The sequence below is a fragment of the Lysinibacillus sp. G1-3 genome (assembly GCF_056322905.1).
Window position 1 is genome coordinate 85,082 of record NZ_JBWHYQ010000019.1, and the last position, 22,553, is coordinate 107,634.

The 22,553-nt window shown below is 38.6% G+C and carries 18 protein-coding genes and 1 rRNA gene; 7 read left to right on the forward strand and 12 right to left on the reverse strand.

Annotated features, from left to right (window positions below; all coding sequences use genetic code 11):
* Positions 1 to 604 precede the first annotated feature (604 nt).
* The 5 genes from ACVYAD_RS19630 to ACVYAD_RS19650 all read left to right on the forward strand — a co-directional run bounded on the left by ACVYAD_RS19630 (position 605) and on the right by ACVYAD_RS19650 (position 7,349).
* On the forward strand, positions 605 to 1,708 hold the full coding sequence (locus ACVYAD_RS19630; protein WP_476427576.1) for an extracellular solute-binding protein: 1,104 nt from the start codon (positions 605 to 607) through the stop codon (positions 1,706 to 1,708).
* A gap of 350 nt (positions 1,709 to 2,058) precedes the next feature.
* On the forward strand, positions 2,059 to 3,129 hold the full coding sequence (locus tag ACVYAD_RS19635) for an ABC transporter ATP-binding protein (protein ID WP_476427577.1): 1,071 nt from the start codon (positions 2,059 to 2,061) through the stop codon (positions 3,127 to 3,129).
* A gap of 12 nt (positions 3,130 to 3,141) precedes the next feature.
* Entirely contained in the window at positions 3,142 to 4,863 is a 1,722-nt protein-coding gene (locus tag ACVYAD_RS19640) for an ABC transporter permease (RefSeq protein ID WP_476427578.1), read from the forward strand.
* A 27-nt stretch (positions 4,864 to 4,890) separates the two neighbouring features.
* Positions 4,891 to 6,405 (forward strand): argininosuccinate lyase, encoded by a 1,515-nt coding sequence (argH, locus tag ACVYAD_RS19645; protein WP_349661512.1) that lies wholly within the window; start codon positions 4,891 to 4,893, stop codon positions 6,403 to 6,405.
* On the forward strand, positions 6,402 to 7,349 hold the full coding sequence (locus tag ACVYAD_RS19650) for an N-acetylglucosamine kinase (RefSeq protein ID WP_476427579.1): 948 nt from the start codon (positions 6,402 to 6,404) through the stop codon (positions 7,347 to 7,349). The genes argH and ACVYAD_RS19650 overlap by 4 nt, the downstream gene beginning before the upstream one ends.
* Positions 7,350 to 7,769: 420 nt before the next feature.
* On the opposite strand, the gene ACVYAD_RS19655 is transcribed toward ACVYAD_RS19650, so the two are convergent.
* The 4 genes from ACVYAD_RS19655 to ACVYAD_RS19670 all read right to left on the reverse strand — a co-directional run bounded on the left by ACVYAD_RS19655 (position 7,770) and on the right by ACVYAD_RS19670 (position 11,625).
* Entirely contained in the window at positions 7,770 to 9,068 is a 1,299-nt protein-coding gene (locus tag ACVYAD_RS19655; RefSeq protein ID WP_476427580.1) for a transglutaminase domain-containing protein, read from the reverse strand.
* Between the two features lie 109 nt (positions 9,069 to 9,177).
* Positions 9,178 to 10,332, reverse strand: coding sequence for a transglutaminase domain-containing protein (locus ACVYAD_RS19660; protein ID WP_476427581.1), 1,155 nt, complete (start codon positions 10,330 to 10,332; stop codon positions 9,178 to 9,180).
* Between the two features lie 247 nt (positions 10,333 to 10,579).
* Positions 10,580 to 10,840 carry a metal-sensitive transcriptional regulator gene (locus ACVYAD_RS19665; protein WP_010857552.1) on the reverse strand — a complete coding sequence of 87 codons (261 nt, stop codon included), beginning with the start codon at positions 10,838 to 10,840 and terminating at the stop codon, positions 10,580 to 10,582.
* 74 nt (positions 10,841 to 10,914) lie between these two features.
* Positions 10,915 to 11,625 (reverse strand): glycosyltransferase family 2 protein, encoded by a 711-nt coding sequence (locus ACVYAD_RS19670; protein WP_240518328.1) that lies wholly within the window; start codon positions 11,623 to 11,625, stop codon positions 10,915 to 10,917.
* 153 nt (positions 11,626 to 11,778) lie between these two features.
* On the opposite strand from ACVYAD_RS19670, the gene ACVYAD_RS19675 reads away from it, so the two are divergent.
* On the forward strand, positions 11,779 to 13,716 hold the full coding sequence (locus ACVYAD_RS19675; protein ID WP_476427582.1) for a tetratricopeptide repeat protein: 1,938 nt from the start codon (positions 11,779 to 11,781) through the stop codon (positions 13,714 to 13,716).
* Between the two features lie 148 nt (positions 13,717 to 13,864).
* Here the strand turns inward: ACVYAD_RS19675 and ACVYAD_RS19680 are convergent, their stop codons facing one another.
* The 7 genes from ACVYAD_RS19680 to aceA form a co-directional block, all read right to left on the reverse strand.
* On the reverse strand, positions 13,865 to 14,269 hold the full coding sequence (locus tag ACVYAD_RS19680; RefSeq protein ID WP_349661518.1) for a hypothetical protein: 405 nt from the start codon (positions 14,267 to 14,269) through the stop codon (positions 13,865 to 13,867).
* Positions 14,270 to 14,345: 76 nt separating this feature from the next.
* Positions 14,346 to 15,716, reverse strand: coding sequence for a sensor histidine kinase (locus ACVYAD_RS19685; protein ID WP_349661526.1), 1,371 nt, complete (start codon positions 15,714 to 15,716; stop codon positions 14,346 to 14,348).
* A complete protein-coding gene (locus tag ACVYAD_RS19690) occupies positions 15,716 to 16,387 on the reverse strand; it encodes a response regulator transcription factor (protein ID WP_349661519.1) in 672 nt (223 codons plus the stop codon). Before ACVYAD_RS19690 ends, ACVYAD_RS19685 begins: the two co-directional genes overlap by 1 nt.
* Before the next feature lie 140 nt (positions 16,388 to 16,527).
* Positions 16,528 to 17,625: a DUF1648 domain-containing protein gene (locus ACVYAD_RS19695; protein ID WP_476427583.1), complete on the reverse strand. Its 1,098-nt coding sequence runs from the start codon at positions 17,623 to 17,625 to the stop codon at positions 16,528 to 16,530.
* A gap of 3 nt (positions 17,626 to 17,628) precedes the next feature.
* The gene (locus tag ACVYAD_RS19700; RefSeq protein WP_476427584.1) at positions 17,629 to 18,024 is read right to left on the reverse strand and encodes a GntR family transcriptional regulator; all 396 of its coding nucleotides are present in this window, start codon (positions 18,022 to 18,024) and stop codon (positions 17,629 to 17,631) included.
* 388 nt (positions 18,025 to 18,412) lie between these two features.
* Entirely contained in the window at positions 18,413 to 20,011 is a 1,599-nt protein-coding gene (gene aceB / locus ACVYAD_RS19705; RefSeq protein WP_476427585.1) for a malate synthase A, read from the reverse strand.
* A gap of 110 nt (positions 20,012 to 20,121) precedes the next feature.
* Complete coding sequence (aceA, locus tag ACVYAD_RS19710; RefSeq protein ID WP_349661523.1) at positions 20,122 to 21,405, reverse strand: isocitrate lyase; 1,284 nt, start codon at positions 21,403 to 21,405, stop codon at positions 20,122 to 20,124.
* Between the two features lie 214 nt (positions 21,406 to 21,619).
* On the opposite strand from aceA, the gene ACVYAD_RS19715 reads away from it, so the two are divergent.
* Entirely contained in the window at positions 21,620 to 22,291 is a 672-nt protein-coding gene (locus ACVYAD_RS19715; RefSeq protein WP_476427586.1) for a LytTR family DNA-binding domain-containing protein, read from the forward strand.
* A 136-nt stretch (positions 22,292 to 22,427) separates the two neighbouring features.
* Here the strand turns inward: ACVYAD_RS19715 and rrf are convergent.
* Positions 22,428 to 22,543 (reverse strand): 5S ribosomal RNA (gene rrf / locus ACVYAD_RS19720).
* Between the last annotated feature and the right edge of the window lie 10 nt (positions 22,544 to 22,553).

Sequence of the window (22,553 nt, forward strand, 5' to 3'; positions counted from 1 at the left end):
TGCTCTAGGTTATTATTATTTGTATCATCAATTAGGAAAGAACCAGTTTCCTCTTGGGCTATTAATGCATCCAAGTCAATACCTCCCCCATCTGTAGGTAATTCTTCTACTGAGATGATTAGGACATATATATATATAATAAATTTTATAGATGTCCTTGTTTCAAATCGTAGCACCAATTTCAGAATAATCAAAATCAACATTTGTATACTTTTGAGAAAATTTTGATAATTATCTAAATTCGAACGAACAAAACTGTGTCTGCTAAAATCCCATGAAACGATCTTTAAATCATTATAAAACTCCTTTAATGCAATATTTAGACGTATATAAATTAAACTTTATAGATTTCCTTGTTTTAATTTCTAACAAGTATTTCAAAAACACCAAAATCAGTCTTTGTTCACTTTTGAACATATTTTGATAATCTATTCTCAAAGTCCCAAAAACCAAGACTACTGGCTACTTTAAAGCCATTGCTCTCTAGTATTTATTTAGCTATGATGAATCCAATTATAATTTTTTAACTATTCTAACATTAATGCAAGGTCTCCGGATTATACTGCTATATGTAAGTTTTTCATTATTAGGGAGGGGGAAGTTTATGCAGAAAATACGTATCTTCGGCTTTTTACTTGTGCTGATGGTTGTTTCCTTAGCTGCTTGTAGTAGTGATAACAAGACTGCTACAAAAGATGCAACAGATAGTAACAAAGCGTCCGATTCTAAAAAGACCGATGTGGCGACAACACCATCTGGTAAGCTTGTGATCTATACAGGGCGCGATGAAGAAATGGTGCAAAAGGTAATCGATCAATTTAATGAAAAGTACCCGGACATTGAAGTGGAATTTTTAACGATGGGCGCACAGCAAATTTTAGAACGCCTACGTGGTGAAAAGGCTAATCCTCAGGCTGATTTTTGGTGGGGCGGTACGCAATCTGCACTAACTGTCGGCGCCGATGAAGGTTTACTTCAGGCCTGGAAGCCTAGCTTTAGCGACTCTATTGATGCGGCTTATAAAGATGCAGATGGTCGTTGGTTTGGTGAAATGTTACTACCCGAAGTTATTATGATTAACAGTGATGTATTAAAGAAAGAAACGGGTCCACAGGATTGGGATGAATTATTAGATCCAAAGTGGAAGGATAAAATTTTAATTCGGGGTGTATTAGCATCTGGGACGATGCGCACTATTTACTCATCTATGATTTTACGTCAAGGCGCAGATTCACCTGAGAAGGGCTACGATTGGTTATTAAAATTAGATGCTAACACGAAGGAATATACACAAGATCCAAATGCACTTTATTTAAAGATGACACGACAAGAAGGCAGCGTTTCTTTATGGAATTTGCAAGATATTTTATTAAAGAAATATACGACTGATTATCCGTTCGATTACATTTATCCGAAGAGTGGTGCACCGATTTTAGTTGATGGTGTTGGTGTTGTGAACAATGCGAAAAACTTAGAGAATGCAAAGCTCTTCACAGAATTCATATTTGAAAAAGGAATGGTGACTCAACTAGCCAACGATTACTATCAAATCCCTACTCGCTCAGATATCGATAAAGAGGCAATGCCTGAGTGGTATAAAGAATTAGATTTAAAAACTTTTGATATAGATTGGAAGCTCATGACTGAGAAAGAAGCTGAATGGATGGAGCATTGGGATAACAATATTAAAGGCCGAGGAAAAAAATGATTGAGGACTAAAAAGTTGTGAACCTGTCCTATGTTGCTGACAGGCCCTTCACAAAAATAATTAGGAATGACATTTGAAAATGTCTGCTTTTTATATAAGTTGATTGGAGTGGAGACTTGGCGACTCCTTGGGGATCAGCGTCACAGATGAGACCCTACAGCGAAGCGAAGCGGCTCATCGGACGCCCCTAGGAAAGCGCCTAGTCGGAACGGAAATCAACCCCACGTTATGGTGATGAGCCTTTTGATATCATAAGACATCTATTAATATTGTTCATATTTATAAGCCTCGAGTATATTTTGCTCGAGGCTTCATGCAACTAATTTTCTAACGAGAAAGGAGCATTTCAGTTGAAAAGTGTGAAAATAGAAAATGTCTCTAAGAAATTCGGTCACATTCACGGCGTAAAAGATTTAGATCTTCATATTAAATCTGGTGAATTTTTTACCTTCCTCGGTCCAAGTGGTTGTGGGAAAACGACAACACTAAGGATGATAGCCGGATTTTATTACCCAACGGAAGGAAAAATTCTTTTTGATGATTTTGATGTGACAAGGCTTCAACCTAATAAACGGAATATTGGTATGGTGTTTCAAAATTATGCCCTCTTTCCACATATGACGGTAGACGAAAATATCGCTTTTGGATTACAAGTACGGAAATTTTCAAAGGGAGAGATTAAGCAAAAAGTTGACCGTATTAGAGGGCTTGTCCATTTATCGCAATATGGTAATCGGAAAATTAATGAATTATCTGGTGGGCAGCAGCAACGAGTTGCATTAGCAAGGGCGCTTGTCATAGAGCCTGATATTTTATTATTAGACGAGCCCTTGTCGAATTTAGATGCTAAACTACGCGAAGAAACCCGCGTAGAAATAAAACGTATTCAATCCGAGCTCGGTGTTACAACCATCTATGTTACGCATGATCAAATGGAAGCTATGTCTATGTCAGATCGGATAATGGTCATGGAGAATGGGCACGTCAGACAAATCGGTACACCACTAGAAATTTATAATCGACCTTCAAACCGCTTCGTAGCAGATTTTATTGGTGAGACGAACTTAATTGAGGCGACAATCGATGCTATTAACGGTAACGATATACAAGTAAAAACGGCAAGTGGACTTGTTCTCATTGGGCGAAAACAACAAAGCTCCCCCGCTTTAACGCATATGATTGGATACAAAGTGTTTATTTCTATTCGTCCTGAATCTATTCATGAAGGTACTGGTGAAAACACATTAACAGGTAAAATCACTTTTGTTGAATTTACAGGAATTAGTGTGAACTACATTGTAGAATGTCTAGATTTTTCACTAAAAGTAATGATTATTAATATGAATGGTCAATTCAAAAAAATTGGTGAAGAAATTACTCTAACTATAGCCCAAGATTCACTGTATTTTTTAGGAGAATAGGAGGGTACTAACATGGAAAAAACACACGACAGTTCTTCTGAAGGAAATGCATGGACACGTCTAACTAGCTCGAACTGGTTTGTCTATATTTTAGTGGCACCTTTATTTTTAGTGTTGTTTGCCTATGTGGTATACCCGTTCTATCAAACGTTTAAAGAGAGCTTTTCAGGTGATGATGCACTCTCTAATTATAAAAATTTCTTTAATATAACTAGCCCAGCAAATATAGAGGCATTGTGGACTAGTATATATATATCCGCTATCAGTGTTATTTGTTGTGCGATCGTCGGTGTAACTATGGCATTTCTTCTGGAACGCTATAATTTCCCAGGTAGACGGATACTCTCTGTTTTAGTATTGGTACCTATGGCTCTTCCTCCGTTAGTAGGTGTACTGTCCTTTACTTTTTTGTATGGAGACAGTGGTATTTTCCCACGTGCGTTTCAACACCTATTTGGTTTAGAGCAAGTACCCTTTTCATTAAAAGGGATATGGGGGGTTATCGTAGTACATACATTCACTATGTACACTTACTTCTACTTAACCGCCTCAGCAGCTATAAAAGGTCTTGATCCAGCTTTAGAAGAAGCCGCTACTAGTTTAGGTGCCGGGCGTATTCGGGTATGGACAAAGGTTATTTTGCCCATGTTAACACCTTCGATTGTTGCCTCCTCCTTACTCGTCTTTATGATATCTATGGCATCCTACACTGCACCTTTAATGTTCGGTGTCGAACGTACAATGACCATGCAAATCTATTTATCTCGTACGAATGGGAATTTAGATATGGCAGCGACACAATCTATGATTTTATCCTTTGTATCCATTACCTTTTTAATTGTGATGCGCTGGTATCAAAACCGTCGAAATTATCAAAACCTCAGTAAAGGGATTAGTGTTCACCGTTCTGAAGTGTCTTCAAGAGGCATGAAAATTATAGCGACTATTGCATCTTTCATAGGAACATTAATTTTAATTTTGCCGATTTTAGTGCTTATTTTAATTTCATTTTCCGTTGATGGTGCATGGAAAACGCAAATTCTCCCAACAGACTATACATTAGATCATTATCAAGCACTTTTTACAGATGAACGGACGTGGCGACCGATTTGGAACTCCATTCAAATGGGGATTGTTGCAACATTCGGTAACATCCTTTTCGGTGTTGCAGCAGCCTATGCAATGGTTCGCTTAAACTTTAAAGGTAAAACATTACTTGATATTTTAATTATGGTTCCTTGGGCATTGCCAGGAACGGTTGTAGCTGTCAATTTGATTGCAGCCTTTAGTACAGAAAATATATTCGCCTTTAATCAAGTTCTTGTCGGGACGTTCTGGATCTTGCCGTTAGCTTATTTTATTAGGCATTTACCTCTTGTTTTCCGATCGACATCGGCATCACTTGTTCAATTAGATCAATCTATCGAAGAAGCGTCACGGAGTTTAGGTGCAACATGGTGGTATTCATTTAGACGTATTGTACTTCCCCTTACATTTACAGGCATTTTGGCAGGTACGTTACTAGCACTTGTTCAAAGCTTTGGCGAATTCGTTGCGTCCATTCTTATTTACAGTACGTCGACCATCCCATTATCAGTGGCGATCTTCCAAAAACTATATTCGTTTAAATTTGGAACTGCTTGTGCATATGGCGTCTTACAAATTTGTTTAATTTTAATTGTGCTTATTATTTCTGAGAAGTTATCTAAAGGCAGTGCTGGTTCGGCCATATAACTGCTAATCTAATAGGAGGCAATTCATATGTTTGAAGATTTTCGCAACAAAACACAGCAAGAAGATGGGATGATCTTCCCTTCTAATATTTATCGTAAAATTGTCTTACAGCCAGCTTACGATGAAGCCAAGAAAAACTTTTTAACAATTATTCTACAAATCAATATTGCACACTTAAAAATGTTAGAAGAACAGGGACTAGTAAAAAAAGAAGAAGCTAAAGAAATCGGAATCGCTCTAAAGAAACTAGATTTGAACTATTATCGTATAGAGGATTACAGCCCACTATATGAGGATTTGTTTTTCCGCATCGAAAATAAATTAATAGAGCTAGCTGGCGATGTTGCTGGAAATCTTCACATTGGGAGAAGTCGTAATGATATGGGCATTGCCATCTATCGAATGACTTTAAGAAAAAAATTGTTATTGCTTATGCGAGAATTATTGACATTACGGGATGATTTAATCGCTGCTGCTGAGGAGCACGTTGATACGATTATGATTGGCTATACACATACGCAGCAGGCACAGCCAACAACTTTTGCTCATTATTTGAAGGCTGTCATCGATCAACTTGAACGCGATTTTGAACGTTTACAGCATGTCTACAAAACGGTGAATCGCAGTAGTATGGGAGCAGCAGCATTAACGACAACTGGCTTCAATATTAATAGAGAGCGCATGCGTGAGTTATTGGCCTTCGATGATATTATCGAGAATGCGTGGGATGCTGTTGCTGGTGCGGATTATATCGCAGAGGCAGCGAGTATCGTTCAGCTTGCGGCCCTTAATCTTGGCCGTACATCCCAGGATTTTCTACTATGGGCTACACAGGAATTCAATGCATTTACGTTGGCGAGCCCGTACGTACAAGTTAGCTCGATCATGCCACAAAAACGCAATCCTGTTTCAATAGAGCATACACGTTCATTGTTATCAGCGGTTGTTGGTGACGCTAGTACAGTATTACAGATGGTACATAATACACCTTTTGGAGATATTGTAGACACAGAAGATGATATGCAACCATATTTATGGCGCGCCATCGACCGTTTAATAGGTATTTACGAACTATTTGGTTCGCTTGTTGTGACGATGGATGTGAACAAGAAAAAACTAAGAAATCGAGCTGAAAATAGCTTTGCCAATGTAACAGAGCTTGCCGATACGTTAGTGCGTTCTGAAGGGATTTCCTTCCGCCAAGCACATAGTATTGTTAGTAAATGTATTAAGGTCTTGCTCTCTCATGGCGAGGAATCTCTAGCAAGCCTTACATGGGGGCTAGCAAACACACAATCCAAATTGATTACTGGTAAGCCATTAAAAATTTCTGAAGAAGATTTTTATAACACATTAAAACCAGAAACTTTCGTTGCTGTACGTACATTACTTGGGGGTCCAGCGCCCGTAACGATGAAAGAATCTCTTGAGCGCTCCAAGGCAAATTCTCATAACCTTAATGAGTGGGTCCGTTTGAAGGAGTCTAAAATCATTGAGGCAGAGAAACAATTAACAGTCTTTATCGAGGGATGGAATCAATGATGGGATGGCTACTTATTATTGACGGTGGTGCTACAAAAACGGCATGTGCGCTCGTACATGCCGAGTCTGGTGAAATAATCTATACAACATCAACAAGTGGCTCGAATTATCAAGCAATCGGTGCTGAATCTGCTACAGAAATAGTGCAAGCGTTATTAGCAAATGTGCAGGACTTTTTGCAAAAGCAAGCTGACTCCACTATTGCTGTAGCTACCTTTGCAATGGCTGGGATTGATTCTCCCAAAGATCATGAAATCGTATCAGCAATCATTCATAACGCCTTATCAGCATTACAGCTTAAAATAGATACGCTTATTATAGAAAATGATGCGCAAGCCACTTTACTTGGCGTTACTGCTGGACAGGCAGGCGCGTTACTCATCGCTGGAACAGGAGCTATCGCTTACGCATTTACCGGTACACAAATAGTACGTGTAGGTGGCTGGGGGCATCGTGCTGGAGATGAAGGCAGTGGCTATTGGCTAGGGCAAGAAGTAATACGCGCCATTTTCCACATGGAAGACGGGCGCGGTGAGCCGACTCTATTAAAAAGTGCTGTCTATAATCACTTACGGATCCAAGATGTTACAGAGCTAGCTACATGGCTGTTTCACCCATCTTACACGAACGCGCAGCTTGCAAAAATGGGGGCATTTTTAGCAGATGCCGTGGACAAAAAGGATCCATGCGCCATCCAAATATCAATGCGCGCAGCCCATGAACTAGCGCTCCTTGCATGTGCTGTGTTGAAAAAAATCGACTATCAAGGCGACGCTTTTAGCCTTTATTGTAATGGTGGTGCCATTAAGCATAATCCATTAATTTTTAAAACTTTTTCTCAGGAAATGAAATCGATGTATCCGCAAATTGAAGTTTCTCTGTGTCAGCATCCACCAATCCATTATCTTATAGAACGAACAAAAAAGGCCTATGACAATCTGTAATGTCATAGGCTCTTCATGTTGTTGAAAACTATTATGTTCAATGAAATCAAGGTGTCTAAAAATATATGAGTGACATACCCGATGATACACTCTATGTGGAGTGGTTGATTGGAGTGGAGAACTGGGCGACTCCTTGGGGATTAGCAATAGAGGAACGAAGGCTAAAAGCATCACATCCTGTGATAACGCCTTCGTGACCAACATCGTGTTGGCCCGAGACCCTGGAGCGAGCAACGCGAGTGAAGCGGCTCATCGGACGCCCCCAGGAAGCTTTGCTCTGTGCGAAAGCGAAGCGGTAGCAACAAAGCGACCGGTCGGAACGGAAATCAACCTCTCGTTTTGCAGAAGAGTCATTCTTTATTTAACCTCAAAGTTATAGGCTCTTTATTTTTGGCAAATTAATCGTTTTCGTTGATCACGTTAAAGCGCCATTTTTTTCAGTTCATTTGTCGTGAAATATAAATAGTTGTCCTTCACAAATAAATCCTTCGTTTCTTCCCGATTTAATATTTGTTCTCCGCTTCCATCCGGACGAATCTTCGTTAAATACGCTCCTTGTGAATAATTACTAAAATATAGCCAACCATCCGCATAAACAACGTACTGTGCGCGTGAATTGGAAACGCGTTTCGATTTACCTGTTTCTAAATCAAGCACGTACAATTTATTATTATCAGAAACATTACTATAAAATATTTGTTGCCCTACCTTTGCAGCGAAATCTACATTGTGAAAGTAGTTATACTTTGTACTAGTTGCTTTCGGGTAGTCTTCAGCAATCCACGTATGGTCTTTTGCCATCGTTCGATCATCCACTAAAAAATACTGATAACGCACTGCCCCTTTACGATCAGGTACTGGATCATTCCATGTAGTATCGAGGTGGTACCATTGTCCATTCAGCTTTACTAAATTCCAAGCATGTCCTTCCTGTCCGACATAGCCTACTATATATTTTGTTTCTATACCTAGTTTTTGTAACATCGAATGAGCCAGCAATGCATAGCCCTGACAAACGCCACCATGTTCCGCAAGCACTGTGTAAGCACTATGTGGACTTGAATTCGTTTGATCCGTATACGCGGTATTGGCAACGATATAATCATTGACAGCCCTAACCTTTTCTATATCACTTAATGATTGTTTATCAATAGAAGCTACGACCTCTTGAACATTCATTTCAACATATCCGGACTGCTCTGGTGTCATTAAATAACTTTGCTCCCCAAATACTTTGGCTGTTCTTCCTCCATATTCAAAACGAATTGAGTGTTTACTAATATGGCCGTATACATAATCATCTCTTTTAATAGCATTTTCATAAGCTTCTTCCACTACCTGTTCAATTCGTTGTGTATTGCCTTTATATTGAATCTCAAACGTAGGTGAAAAACTACTGTAGTACGCATACATCGCATCAGCCATTTCCTTTGCATTTGTTACAACTAACTTTGCTTCAGGTTTTTTGACTGCAGGAGCTGTAACGGCTACTCCTTCTTCTGGTTTGTCTTCTATAGGTGGTGTGGCCGTTTCAATGGAGGTATTCTCTGAAAGTTTAGCAGTAACGTCTATGATTTTTTCCTTTGTTGAAAGAAGCATCGTTTCTATCTCATCATTATTGGCCCAAGTTATTACTTGTTGTACAACTGCCTTACCAGCCGTATAAATGGGGTCAATAAAAATAATGATTATTACGATCATGGCTAACTTTTTCCACAAAATCCTCACCTCCAACCGGTTTCCTGTATTCATTATATACAAAAAAAGCACAAAGAACTCAGTTGGAGGCCCTTTTGTGCTTTCATTTTATCAATAGATAAGGATATTCTTATTTAATTTTAAGTTTCTGTTCATTTCCCTTAACATTATAAACTAAAAAATTATCATTAATTCTTAAATCTGTAACTGCTTGTTTCACGAGCACTTCAGTTTTTAATGTTTTTAGATTTAATTTCGTTAAGTAACCGCTGTTACTGTAATCACTGAAATATAAAAAGTCATCTGCTCCAGTAATATACAAGGCACGTTTATCAATGACCTTTGTTTTCTTACCACTTGCTAGATCAAGCTTATACAATTTATCTTTATCGGCTGTATTACTAAAGTATAGCGTATTTTTATCCTGATATGCAAAATGAACATTTAGCATATAGTTATATTTTGTACTTGTTGCAGCTGGATAATTTGATGCTATCCATTTATGATCTTTCTTTAGTTGTGTATCTGTTACTAAAAAATAATCGTACGAGGAAGCCCCGAAACGATTTGGTAATGGATCGTTCCATGTTGTATCTAAATGATACCACTGACCATCAACCTTTACTAAATTCCATGCATGTGCCACGTTACCATTAACAGTACCAACAACATACTTTGCATCGAATCCAGCTTGATCCAACATTTTATAAGCTGCTAACGCATAACCCTGACACACAGCTTGTCCTTCCATTAACAATGCATAAGCACTATGGGGACTAGCCTTTGTTTTTGTACCATATGTAGCATTTGACACGATATAATCATTAATCGCTTTTACTTTTTCGAACTCTGTCATCGAAGGCTTAATAATCGCTTTTAATAATTGATCAACCTTTTTTTGCACCGCCGCTTCTTGCGTTTGGTTTGTCAAATACTTCACTTTAAACGTTACATTGCCTGTTGAGTCTGCAGAAATATTGGTACTTTCCATATGACCACCCGCATAGACCGCTTGCTCCTGTGCTTTTTTAAAGGACTCCATAAAATTCTTTTTGAAATCTGTCATTGGTCCACTATATGTAATGTTAATTTCGGGAGCGAAATTATTTAATTGCTTTACGATTTCTGTTGTGAATTGATCCCAAGTCGTTACGTTAGTACTAGCTACTACATGATAAGCACTCACCGGGGAAGTATTTACTGAACGAGCGTCTGCCTGTTGAGCATAAGCTGCTGTTGGACTTAACATCAGCAATGCTGCTCCGCCTATCAACCATTTTTTCACAATAAATCACCTTCCCATTTGTTATATTCTTGTAATTAGAATAACAGAGAAAGTGACTGCGAATCTATCGGACAAGTTCACTAACTGTGACTTTTAACTGTATAACCAATAAACACCGCATAGGTATAAACTCCCTTTAATAAAAAATAAGTATCGAATTAAACTATATTTTTGTACAAAAATAAAAACTCACCTATTTTTAGTGAGTTTTCTAAGCCATTTTCTATCGAGTTGGCTTCTCTTTATGTTAACGACTTTTTACTACTAAATTAACTGCCTCTTGAATAACTTCATTCATTTTCTCGCCATCGCCTTCAGCATTTTGTACACATTCTAAAAGATTCGTGCTAACAATGACACCAACTGTACGATCTACTGCTGAACGTACAGCCGATAATTGAGTAATGACTGCCTTACAGTCCTTTTCTTCTTCCATCATTTTTAAGATCCCACGTAGCTGGCCTTCCATGCGCTTTACACGATTTTTCACTTGATCTGAATATTCCATCATCATTGCTCCTTCTTTCTATACTCGCTACGCTCTTGAGTAATTATTATCCTATTACAAAATTTAACATGTAGCTATTTTTCCCTTGGTTTTAAATAATTCATAAGCATGGTAGCAATAATTGACCCTGCATTTGTTATTTCATCATACTGTATCACTGTATTTTTCTTTATTCGTAACTGACCTATCTCCACCTCAAAAATTGGACACTTTCTTTTAAGCGCAGCGACTAGCATATTTGTGTCGTAGTCATATCGTTCACCTTTTACTTTCATCAGCCACGGTAGTTCCTTTATAGAAATAAACCGCAAACCTGTTTGGGTATCCACTAATCTTCTATGGTAAAGGATTTCAAAAAACAAACTTGTTGCACGATTACCCCAGTAGGATAAAAGGTTACTGTCCGCCGAATGGAAGTTACGTACTCCTAACACAATTCCTTCAGAAAATACCTTTGTCATCGTTAAAACGAGCTTTACATCTTGTAAAGTATGTTGCCCATGAGCACCTACTGTAATGACACCTTGAAACATGCTTCTTTGCGACCTTACATAAGCAAAGGCTGTTTTTAGTGCGCCTCCCTTACCAATATTGTGGTCATGCTCTAGTACTCGACAGCAATCAATCTTTTTTAGCTCTTCAAATACATATGCATATTTTTGATCGCTACCATCATTGACAATAATAATTTGGCTAATGGTGGTGGCTAATAATTGATGGACATAGGTTATAAGTGACTGTTGTGGATTATAGGCTGGTATAATTGCTGCAATATTTTTCATCATCTCTATCCCCCGGATAACATGAAACTTTGACAGATGTACTTTTTAATCGCTACTTTAAACCTCGACGAGTCTCCTTATAAAACATAGTATCATGTAACGAGGACAATTCAACAATAACGGTATTTTCCCGATATATGAAAAAAGAGGACTTTTATGAAAGAGGTGAGTGCTATCGTCATTCAATATGATATTCTCCAAGATCAATGTAAGAAACTAAAAGCTTTGTCCTTCATTAAATTGGCTAAAAATTTACAGGATGCTAGCTCTCTCGCCACGTCAAAGCCAGCTCTATCTTTACAAAAATCACTCCTTGTACTGGAGGAAATTTTATATGAACTTTATAAACTAGAAATGGATTCAGAACCAAAGCTAAAAAACATTCGGTCATTACTCAATAATCGTAGCTTTGTTGCAAAAATCCATCCACGTCGCATTTATTTACTAATGAATCTTGTAAACAAAATGACTTCTAGTAATAGTAGTGAAATTGTGGAAGCAAAGGTCGCAAAGATTGTTCTTGATTATATAAGTGATATTGTAGAATGGTTTATTAAACGCTATGACCTTAGCGTAAAGGCAAAGATGATTCGCTTAGCCCCTAGTTTTGAAAATATAACTTCAGTTTTTGATGTAAATATGCTTCTTCAAGATAATCAATCAACTGAGGCCTATAAAAATGCCGCAAACTGGTTTGAGCTTGCGGCAAAACAAGGGAATGCAAGTGCTCAATATAATTTAGGTGCTCTTTATAATCAAGGTCGTGGTGTTAAGAAAGACTATGCAGTTGCAAAAATGTGGTATGAACGTGCCGCTGCTCAAAATGATGCAAATGCACTTTATAGCTTAGGCGTGCTTTATCATTTAGGACATGGTGTTGTACAAGACTATGAAGAAGCCACTCGCTATTATAAAGCTGCTGCGGATTTAGAAAACGCAGATGCACAGTACAATCTAGGAGTTTTATACAATCAGGGACTTGGTACGCCACAAAACTTTGCAGAGGCAGCAAAATGGTACATGCTAGCAGCCAATCAAGGGAATACAAGTGCTCAAAATAACCTTGGATTCCTTTATCACAACGGAACTGGCGTTGAGCAAAGCTATGAGGAAGCTATAGCCTATTTTGAAATGGCCGCATTAGCTGGTGATGCAAGTTCTCAGTATAATCTTGGCTATATGTACCTTAAAGGTCGTGGTATCTCACAAAATTTTGAAGAAGCTGCGCAATGGTTCCATTTAGCTGCACTTCAAGACCATACTAATGCGGAATTTCAATTGGCAATGCTATATAACACTGGTCAAGGTATTCCTCAGGATCGTATAGAGGCTATAAAATGGTTTAAGCTCGCTGCACATAAAGGACACTTAAATGCTCAATACTGCCTCGGTGTACTCTATGTCAAAGAAAACGATATATCTTTAGCTGAAAAATGGTTACAGTTAGCCACTAACACTGGACATATAAGTGCAGGATTTGAGCTTGGACGTATTTACGTATACCAACTTCAGCAACCAGAAAAAGCGCTCCCTTACTTCAAAGCTGCCGCTGAAAAGGGGTATGCGGATGCTCAGTACGAGCTCGGATTATTATATGAAGCTAACTTGAATTATGATGAAGCAGTGAAATGGTGGAGAGCCGCTACTGATCAGTCCCATATTCAGGCTGAATATCAATTAGGGTTATTATATGAGCATGGATTGGGGATCGAGCAGGACTTAGAAGAGGCAAGGCGCTGCTATCGACTAGCTGCCATCCAAGGGCATTCAGGTGCTCAATATCAGCTCGGTAATTTATTTGATAAGGGAAAAGGTGTCGCACAGGATTATACAGAGGCAGCAAAATGGATTGAACAAGCTGCCGCTCAGGGGCATGCCAAAGCACAATATCAATTAGCTCAAATGCACAGTCATGGACAAGGGGTACCAAAGGATTTTGCGAAAGCCGCCCAGCTGTATCGACTTGCTGCCAATCAAGGGCATCAAAAAGCACAATTCCAGCTCGGTATGCTTTACAAAAAAGGACATGGTGTCGCTCAAGACTATACCGAGGCAACAAAATGGCTTAAGAAGTCTCTTGAAAATATAAAGTAAAAGAACCCATCACCATAAAGTAGGGTTGATTTCCGTATGGCATATGTTTCAAAAAAATATCATATCAAACCTTTTGTAATAGGCCAATTAAAGCCGTTCTTCCAAAAAAATACCGTGCCACCTCATAAAGACAGTGACACGGTATTTTTTAGCTTTTCATTTCTTCTTTTAGATTCACCATAAATGTTACAACGATAAATAAAGCAAAGCTAATTAATAGCGTTGTCCCACCTATGATAAAGAAAATTAATGTAAATGTACTGCTAAAATGAAATGGATTTATATTGTAGAACCACATGCCTAGTGTTAAACCAAAAACTCCGAGAATAGCCGTCCAACAATGTGCTGTTACTAATTTTTGCGATTTCACTTTAAAAGCTCGATAGAAAATGCCCCATGCAAACATACTTAACCAACCTACGAGCAAAATATGTGCATGTATCGGTCTATATTCATAACTACCTGAGGCAGAAATATGTGAGCCTAGATACGTTCCCAATAAGCCAAAAATCGCAGCAAGACGAATAAGGCGTATACTCCATTTTAGTTCCATACAATAACTCCCCCTAAGTTTTTTCAACTTAGTCAGCAGTTTATCTCGTGAACATGAACTTTACATGAACTCCTCATTACAATTTTGGTAAGTGAACACGGACCTTTGTGCCGGAATTCATAACACTTTCCATATGAACCGTTCCCCCATGTAGCTCAGCAATTTGCTTCACGATGGCTAGTCCAAGCCCAGTACCTTGCTTTGTTCTGGACTCATCTACTCGATAAAAACGATCAAATGCCTTTTGTAATTGTTCAGCAGTCAATCCTATGCCACTGTCCTTAATAAGTACTTCAATTGAGGTTGAGAATTCTTGCAAGTGAATATGAATTTCTCCACCTTCGACATTATATTTAATAGCGTTCGTCAATAAATTATCCCAAACATTTTGCAATAGCCCAGCATCACCATTACATGTTACTGGTTCAAGCTGATACGATAATTGTACATTTGCGTCTTCAAGCTGCCAGCGGTATTTTCTTACGGTTTCCTTTAATTGCTCATCTAATCGATAAGGCTCACGCTTTAACAACCTTGTAGATTGATCGAGTGATGTTAGTAAAAGTAATTGCTTAGTTAATGTCGACAGACGCTTCGTTTCTAGTTCAATAATCGTTGTATATTCCTGCCTCTCCTTGTCGGTAAGTGACGGATTCTTTAGTAAATCTACATAGCCTTGAATATTCAACAACGGCGACTGAAAATCATGGGACACATTACTAATAAACTCTTTACGTATTCGATCATTTTCCTGTAATTTTTCTGTCATGACATTAAAACTATCTGCTAATTGTCCAATTTCATCAGCTCGCTCTATATCTAGTAGCGTATCGAATTTCTCATGTGCAAGCTGATGTGTTGCCTCGGTAAGTTGTGTAATAGGTCGAATTAGTGCCTTAGCAAAAAGTAGCATTGCCAACAGACTAAGTACTGTCATCGCTAGAATAAGTCCACCAAGTATCGTATGAACCTCAGAAAACAACAAGCGAATATCAGGTCTAATGAACAATGCATACTGCTTATTTTCATAAGTAAATGGCACACCTATCGTATTTATTAACTCATTCGCAAAAAAGCCTGTCACAAAAGTCTCTTTAGGAAAATCACGCATACCATGATAAATTCCCCCATTTAAAACCTGCTCGACTGTTTTGGGCGGTAGTGCTTTATCACGATACTTACCGCCGAAAAAATGTCCTTCGTCACCGGTTGTTACATAAATCTGATAACCTATTTCCCCAAGAGTTGTTAAATAATTTTCTAAATCGCTAGGCTTTGACGACTCAATGTATTTCGCAATATCTTGCGCAATCTTCACGTTTTTCGCATCGTTTTTTTCCTTTACAACTTGATGATAATAAATATTTGTCGCTAAGAAGCCGATACACAAGCTGCCGATCATAACGAGCATCGTCGTGACAACAAATTTACTATATAACGTTTTCATCATGCAATAACCTCTATCTTATAGCCAACACCACGCACCGTCGTAATCTCAACACCTGTTTCATAACGATGCAGCCGCTCACGAATCCGCTTCACATGCGTATTTAAAGTCTGCTCATCTCCATCATAGTCATAGCCCCACACTTGCTCCATAATAAAACTACGTGTAAACACCTGATTCGGTCGGGAAGCTAATAAAGCCAATAGTTCAAACTCCTTTAAAGGCAGAACAAGTGTATCTTCCCCAATGACCACCTCAAAGCTACGACGATCAATAACTAGCCGGCCCACCTGGATGCTTATCTGATTTTTCTTATCTAATCTACGCAATATCGCTCCTATGCGAAACAGCAATTCTTTAGGTTCAAACGGCTTTACAACATAGTCATCTGAGCCTGCCAAAAAACCTCGTTCCTTGTCCTCAAGCTCGCCTTTTGCTGTTAATAACAGTACAGGAATATCGTAGTCCTGGCTCAATTTCTTAGTTAATGTAAAACCATCCATACCTGGCATCATGACATCTACAACAGCCAAATCAGGCAAGTTTCCCTCAAGTAGTTGAAGTGCCTGTTGTCCGTTTTCCGCTTGTATCACCTGATAGCCCTCTTTTGTCAGATAAATATTTACTAGCTGTAAAATATGTACATCATCATCTACAACGAGAATTTTCATTCAAGCTTCCCCCCATCCGACTTGTTTCCGGTACACTACTTTAACAAAAAATCCGCTCCATTCCGTGTGGACGATCTACAAATGCAATGATCGCTGTCTCGCGGGAGTGTAGCGAATTTTTAACTTCTTTCGCATTTATATTATAACGAAAAGAAAGAAATCAACAGCAATATAAGTAACGGCAAGCCAATTACGATATAGCCTCGTGGATTTGCAAAGTTCATCGTCCAACCGACCCCAAAACGTTTCTCTACAAAAACGGAAGGATCTTGACGATTCACATAAAATAATCCACCCTTCCAATAGCGATCCTCATCAACATCCATTACTTCTGCAACTACATTATCTTCATATGTCACCCTCAACTTGCGTTTTTTCCACGCGTAAATAAGGACAGAGCCAATAACAAGGCATAAAAATAAAATAAATATCGGTAATAGCCTATTTCCTGAAGTCATTGAAGGATAGATATTGCTTAACTGTAATACTGTAAATAATATAGTAAGGGCATAGCTTAACAACATAATGTTCCAACTCATATACTTTCGGCTTTTCAACTGATCTTCCAATGATTCTTCCTTACGATTAACGGCCAACTTGATTGCAGAACGCTTTATGGAATCTACAATTCCCCACATCATGCATTGCATCATCAGCATAACAAGCGGCATTGAAACCGCAGTAAAATATGTTTTCTTTCTCCAAGAATCCGCTTCACCACTTGGTCCCCAGTGTACAGCAATGTCATCTGGTATTTGGTCATAATGGAGGAATGTAAAGATAATGAGAAACACCGTAACACCAAAAGGGACTACGTAAAATGGCCATGGAAGCATTTCATCACGACTACGTGCCGTTACATCAACAGTACGAACTTGTTTTATATTTAAGCCCCATTGCTCTTCTCTTTTAAGCTTTAAAACTCTTTGGTGGTATATCCAATATAATGTCATACTAACTGTAAGCATCGCAAACAAGCATCCAATCAGAAAGCTACCTTGCAAAAACTCAGATAGTGCAAGGTAATAATAGCTAACAATCATCATTATTAAAAACATGACGCCAGAAATTCCAACAATTTGAGCGTAATGCTTTTTCATATTACGTAATGCGGGATGTTTTACATTTTGTTCGGGTACTGTAACGCCAAAAGCGATTGTTTCTCGTACTATAAACGGAATGAATAATTGTAGAGCTAGTGTAATGATGTAGACGGTTGAAAAAACGCCAAGTAGCATGTACTACACCCCTTCTGCAGGTATTTGCAAATCAGAAAATACCTTTTTCATCATGTGCTCGATTTGATCAGAAGTTGCCCCGAGCACCATTCCTTCAACCACAATTGGCTTTAAGCTTTTTTCAATTTGCTGTAATTGTTCAGGAGTTAACACTCGCTCCTCTGTTGAACGAATAATAGCACCTGATTTAGCTCTAATAGTAATGATCCCCTTCTCCTCTAACTCATGATAGCTTTTATTAACCGTGTGCATATTGACACCCAGATCAGCCGCTAAATTACGTACAGATGGCAAAGTATTTCCTGGTTTCATTTCCCCTCGTGCAATACCTTCCATAATTTGTTGCGTTACCTGTTGATAAATTGGTACATCAGATTGTGGCTCTATTTGAATAAACATTACTATCATCTCCAAAATTGTTATATAGCTAATATAACAAAATAATTATTCTTTGTGCATAAAAATGAGACCAATTGAACAATCAAAAAAAGAGATGTCTCATGATTAATTCGAGACATCCCCTTACAATGTTTAGAAGATAAAAAAATGCCTTACAAGCTCCCCATCTAAGCTCGTAAGACATCCTTTACCCTTTTAAATCCCTTTATTCATGACCCCTTTTTTGTAACCGTGTTCAATTTTCAGTAAGGAACGGGGGAACAGACCCCGCTCGTTACATAAGTGGAATACAGTGGACTCCATTCGAGTTTAGTCCACAACAATTTAGGAAAGTTGGATATGTTCATTTAGTAGTTTCGTATCTCAAATCAATTATGCTTAAAGCGAGTTAAGCTAATTTTTCGTAACCTGGAAGCGTCAAGAATTCCGCAAATTCGTCTTGTTCAATTAAAGATTTAAACAGCTCTGCAGCTTCTTCATAACGGCCACCGTTATAGGCTTGTTCCCCAACAGCCTCTTTAATTTTCACAAGCTCTTCCTCCAAGATAGATAGTACAAAGGCCAATGTAATGCCACGGCCATCATCCAAGATACCTTTTGGATGACGAATCCATTGCCATACTTGTGTACGAGAGATTTCTGCAGTTGCAGCATCCTCCATTAAATTGTTAATCGGTGCAGCTCCGTTGCCTCGTAGCCAAGAAGCAATGTACTGAACCCCTACGCTACAGTTCATACGAAGACCTTCAAGTGTAATGGTACCTTCTGGAACAGCTACTAAATCTTCCGCTGTAACATTTACATCCTCACGTTTTTTATCGATTTGGTTTGGTGTCGTCATAATGGCATCAAACTGTTCCATGGCCGTTGCAACCATACCCGGATGTGCTACCCATGTTCCATCATGACCATCTGTTGCCTCACGACGTTTATCTTCGGCAACCTTTGCAAACGCTACAACATTCGCATCGTCATCCCCTTTAACAGGAATTTGTGCTGCCATACCGCCCATCGCAGGAGCATTACGTTTATGACATGTTTGAATACATAAAGACGTATATGCCTTCATGAATGGTACAGTCATTGTTACTTGTCCACGGTCCGGTAAAATTACATCAGGTTGATTACGCAGACGCTTGATATAGCTGAAAATGTAATCCCAGCGTCCACAATTCAGACCAGCTGAATGTTCTCGCAGTTCATATAAAATTTCATCCATTTCAAATGCAGCTAAAATTGTTTCGATTAATACAGTAGCCTTAATTGTTCCTTGTGGAATTCCGATATAATCTTGTGCAAACACAAAGATATCATTCCATAGGCGAGCCTCCAAATGGCTTTCAAGCTTCGGCAAGTAGAAATATGGTCCTGTACCTTGTGCCAATGCATTTTTAGCATTATGGAATAAATACAGCCCAAAATCAAAGAAGCTACCAGAGATCGGTTCGCCATCTACTAGTACATGCTTTTCAAGTAAATGAAGACCACGTGGACGCACTAATAACACAGCTGTATTTTCGTTTAATTTATACGTTTTACCATTAGATGCCTGTGTAAATTCAATTGTCTTATTAATAGCATCACGCATATTTGTTTGGCCACCAATCATGTTTTCCCATGTCGGAGCAGATGCATCCTCAAAGCAAGCCATAAACATTTTTGCACCGGAGTTTAAAGCATTAATAACCATTTTACGGTCAACAGGTCCTGTAATTTCTACACGACGGTCTTGCAAATCTGCTGGAAGTGGTGCAATTGTCCAATCTCCCTCACGGATATGCTTTGTCTCTGGCAAGAAGTCGAGTTTCTCACCTGCATCAAGACGCTTTTGGCGTTCTTGACGAGCCTCTAACAGCTCTTTTCGACGAGCATCAAATTTTTCGTGCAGGGCAAGAACAAACTCAAGGGCTTCTGGTGTTAAAATTTCTTTTGTTTGCTCATTTTGTTCCCCAATAATTTTAAGCTTACCTGTTGTTGCTTGTTCCATCAGTTATTTCCCCCACCTTTGCGATTTTCAGTAGTCTTCCCCCGCTTTAGGAGGAGCGGGGGAGACTAATCTATGATTATGAATTTAGGAATACACGTACTTTATGAAACTTATACGAATTGTTCTGTTTCAGTAGAGCCAGCCATCGCTGTTGTAGAAGAAGTACCACCGGAGATAACTTGAGATACGTCATCAAAGTAACCAGTACCTACTTCACGTTGGTGGCGAGTAGCTGTGTAGCCTTTTGATTCTGATGCAAACTCAGCTTGTTGTAACTTAGAGTATGCAGCCATACCATTATCTTTATAATCATGCGCAAGCTCGAACATAGAGTGGTTTAATGCGTGGAAACCAGCTAATGTTACGAATTGGAATTTGTATCCCAATTTACCTAACTCGCGTTGATATTCTGCGATTTCTTCTTCTGATAAATTTGCTTTCCAGTTGAATGAAGGTGAGCAGTTGTATGCTAGCAATTTACCAGGGAATTCAGCATGAATAGCTGCCGCAAATTCACGAGCTTCCTCAAGAGATGGTTTAGAAGTTTCACACCAAATTAAATCTGCATATGGCGCGTAAGCTAACCCACGAGCAATCGCTTGTTTGATGCCTGGTTTTGTACGGAAGAAGCCTTCTGGAGTACGTTCACCAGTAATAAACTCAGCATCACGTGGATCAATATCAGATGTTACCATATCAGCAGCATCAGCATCTGTACGAGCGATTAATATTGTATCAACACCCATTACGTCTGTTGCAAGACGAGCAGCAATTAAGTTACGAACAGCATTTTGTGTTGGTAGTAAAACTTTACCGCCTAAGTGACCACATTTTTTCTCAGAAGCTAATTGGTCTTCTAAGTGAACACCAGCAGCTCCAGCTTCAATCATACCTTTTACAAGCTCAAATACGTTTAGTGGACCACCGAAGCCAGCCTCAGCATCTGCCACGATTGGAGCGAACCAATCAAATTGATCTACACGTCCTTCAGCATGATCGATTTGATCTGCACGTTGTAAAGCTTGGTTAATACGCTTTACTACTGCTGGTACAGAGTTTGCTGGATATAAGGATTGGTCAGGGTACATTTGACCAGAAAGGTTAGCATCAGCAGCAACTTGCCAGCCTGATAAATAGATTGCTTTTAATCCGGCTTTCACTTGTTGTACAGCTTGATTACCAGTTAATGCACCTAATGCATTAATGAACGGTTCTTCTTGTAAAGAGTTCCAAAGTCGAGCCGCACCTTTAGTTGCTAAAGTTTGTTCAAGTACAACAGAGCCTTGTAACTTAACAACCTCTTCAGCTGAATATGCACGTTCAATACCTGCCCAACGAGGGTTCTCTGCCCATTGTTTTTCTAATGCTTGAATTTTTTCTTGACGTGTTGACATATTGAAATTCCACCTTCCCCTTTGTAGACAATATACTCTGTTAAAAAACTTTTAATCTACTGTTCCATAACAGGTTTATTTGTTGTAAATTAATATATAACAGAACTTCTGAATTTTCATTATTTTTAGATAAAATACCAAATTTTAAAGATGAAACCGCTTTTTTTGGCGATGGAATTTGGTAAACTGTTTACAAACAAGGGGGATATTCACAATGATTAATGAGTTTAATTCTTTGCCAAAAGATATTTCACAACAGTTTATTTCAATGCTAAAGGACTGGGTTCCAGTCAATTCATCCATTGCAATTGCCGCTGAAAACTCTTATATTTATTTTCATTCTGGACATCAAAACATTAACTTAGAAATAGGCCAACAAGTACAATCCGGTAGCATAGCAGAACAAGTACTATCCACAAGGCAACGAACAGACGCCGTTTTAGATAATTCCTTATTCGAAACACCATATTATGGGATAGGTTACCCTATTAGCATTTTAGATGTGCCTGCAGCACTTATTGTAGTATTACCTTCAACCTTTACCGAAAAGAAATTAGAGCCCTTTCAATTTTTAACAGGAAAGCAAGAAGAGGAATGGAATCCTGTTGCCATTGAAAAAATTTCTCATATTGAAAGCCTGCAGAAAAAAACGTGGTTTTATGTGGAGGGAGAACAATTTAAAACTAGTACTACACTAAAAGAACTTCAAATGCGTCTACCGTCATCTTTTATTCGCATTCATAGATCTTATATTGTTAATATTCACTTCATAAAAAAAATGGCTCGTGATCTTACTTCCAATTTTATTGTCACTCTAAAGGATGGAAGTGAACTACCCGTTAGCCAATCTTATTTAAATAATCTTCGAAACGCTCTTGAATTTTAGATTTTATTGTGCTGTGCTTCGCTTTCGTACAGAAAAAACTTGCTGAATGAAGATAAAAGGCTGTCTTATACAACGGTTGTATAAGACAGCCTAAAAAAATAAAAAAGCCTGAGAAATAATTCTCAGACTTTAGATTGCCTAGCGACGTCCTACTCTCACAGGGGGAAGCCCCCAACTACCATCGGCGCTAAAGAGCTTAACTTCCGTGTTCGGTATGGGAACGGGTGTGACCTCTTTGCCATCATCACTAGACTATTGTCGA

What these genes read in the sequence shown, in the direction of transcription:
- ACVYAD_RS19630 (WP_476427576.1), top strand. Translation starts at nt 605, where the DNA reads ATGCAGAAAATACGTATCTTCGGCTTTTTACTTGTGCTGATGGTTGTT.
- ACVYAD_RS19640 (WP_476427578.1), top strand. Translation starts at nt 3,142, where the DNA reads ATGGAAAAAACACACGACAGTTCTTCTGAAGGAAATGCATGGACACGT.
- argH (WP_349661512.1), top strand. Translation starts at nt 4,891, where the DNA reads ATGTTTGAAGATTTTCGCAACAAAACACAGCAAGAAGATGGGATGATC.
- ACVYAD_RS19650 (WP_476427579.1), top strand. Translation starts at nt 6,402, where the DNA reads ATGATGGGATGGCTACTTATTATTGACGGTGGTGCTACAAAAACGGCA.
- ACVYAD_RS19665 (WP_010857552.1), bottom strand. Translation starts at nt 10,840, where the DNA reads ATGGAATATTCAGATCAAGTGAAAAATCGTGTAAAGCGCATGGAAGGC.
- ACVYAD_RS19670 (WP_240518328.1), bottom strand. Translation starts at nt 11,625, where the DNA reads ATGATGAAAAATATTGCAGCAATTATACCAGCCTATAATCCACAACAG.
- ACVYAD_RS19675 (WP_476427582.1), top strand. Translation starts at nt 11,779, where the DNA reads ATGAAAGAGGTGAGTGCTATCGTCATTCAATATGATATTCTCCAAGAT.
- ACVYAD_RS19680 (WP_349661518.1), bottom strand. Translation starts at nt 14,269, where the DNA reads ATGGAACTAAAATGGAGTATACGCCTTATTCGTCTTGCTGCGATTTTT.
- ACVYAD_RS19685 (WP_349661526.1), bottom strand. Translation starts at nt 15,716, where the DNA reads ATGAAAACGTTATATAGTAAATTTGTTGTCACGACGATGCTCGTTATG.
- ACVYAD_RS19690 (WP_349661519.1), bottom strand. Translation starts at nt 16,387, where the DNA reads ATGAAAATTCTCGTTGTAGATGATGATGTACATATTTTACAGCTAGTA.
- ACVYAD_RS19695 (WP_476427583.1), bottom strand. Translation starts at nt 17,625, where the DNA reads ATGCTACTTGGCGTTTTTTCAACCGTCTACATCATTACACTAGCTCTA.
- ACVYAD_RS19700 (WP_476427584.1), bottom strand. Translation starts at nt 18,024, where the DNA reads ATGTTTATTCAAATAGAGCCACAATCTGATGTACCAATTTATCAACAG.
- aceB (WP_476427585.1), bottom strand. Translation starts at nt 20,011, where the DNA reads ATGGAACAAGCAACAACAGGTAAGCTTAAAATTATTGGGGAACAAAAT.
- aceA (WP_349661523.1), bottom strand. Translation starts at nt 21,405, where the DNA reads ATGTCAACACGTCAAGAAAAAATTCAAGCATTAGAAAAACAATGGGCA.
- ACVYAD_RS19715 (WP_476427586.1), top strand. Translation starts at nt 21,620, where the DNA reads ATGATTAATGAGTTTAATTCTTTGCCAAAAGATATTTCACAACAGTTT.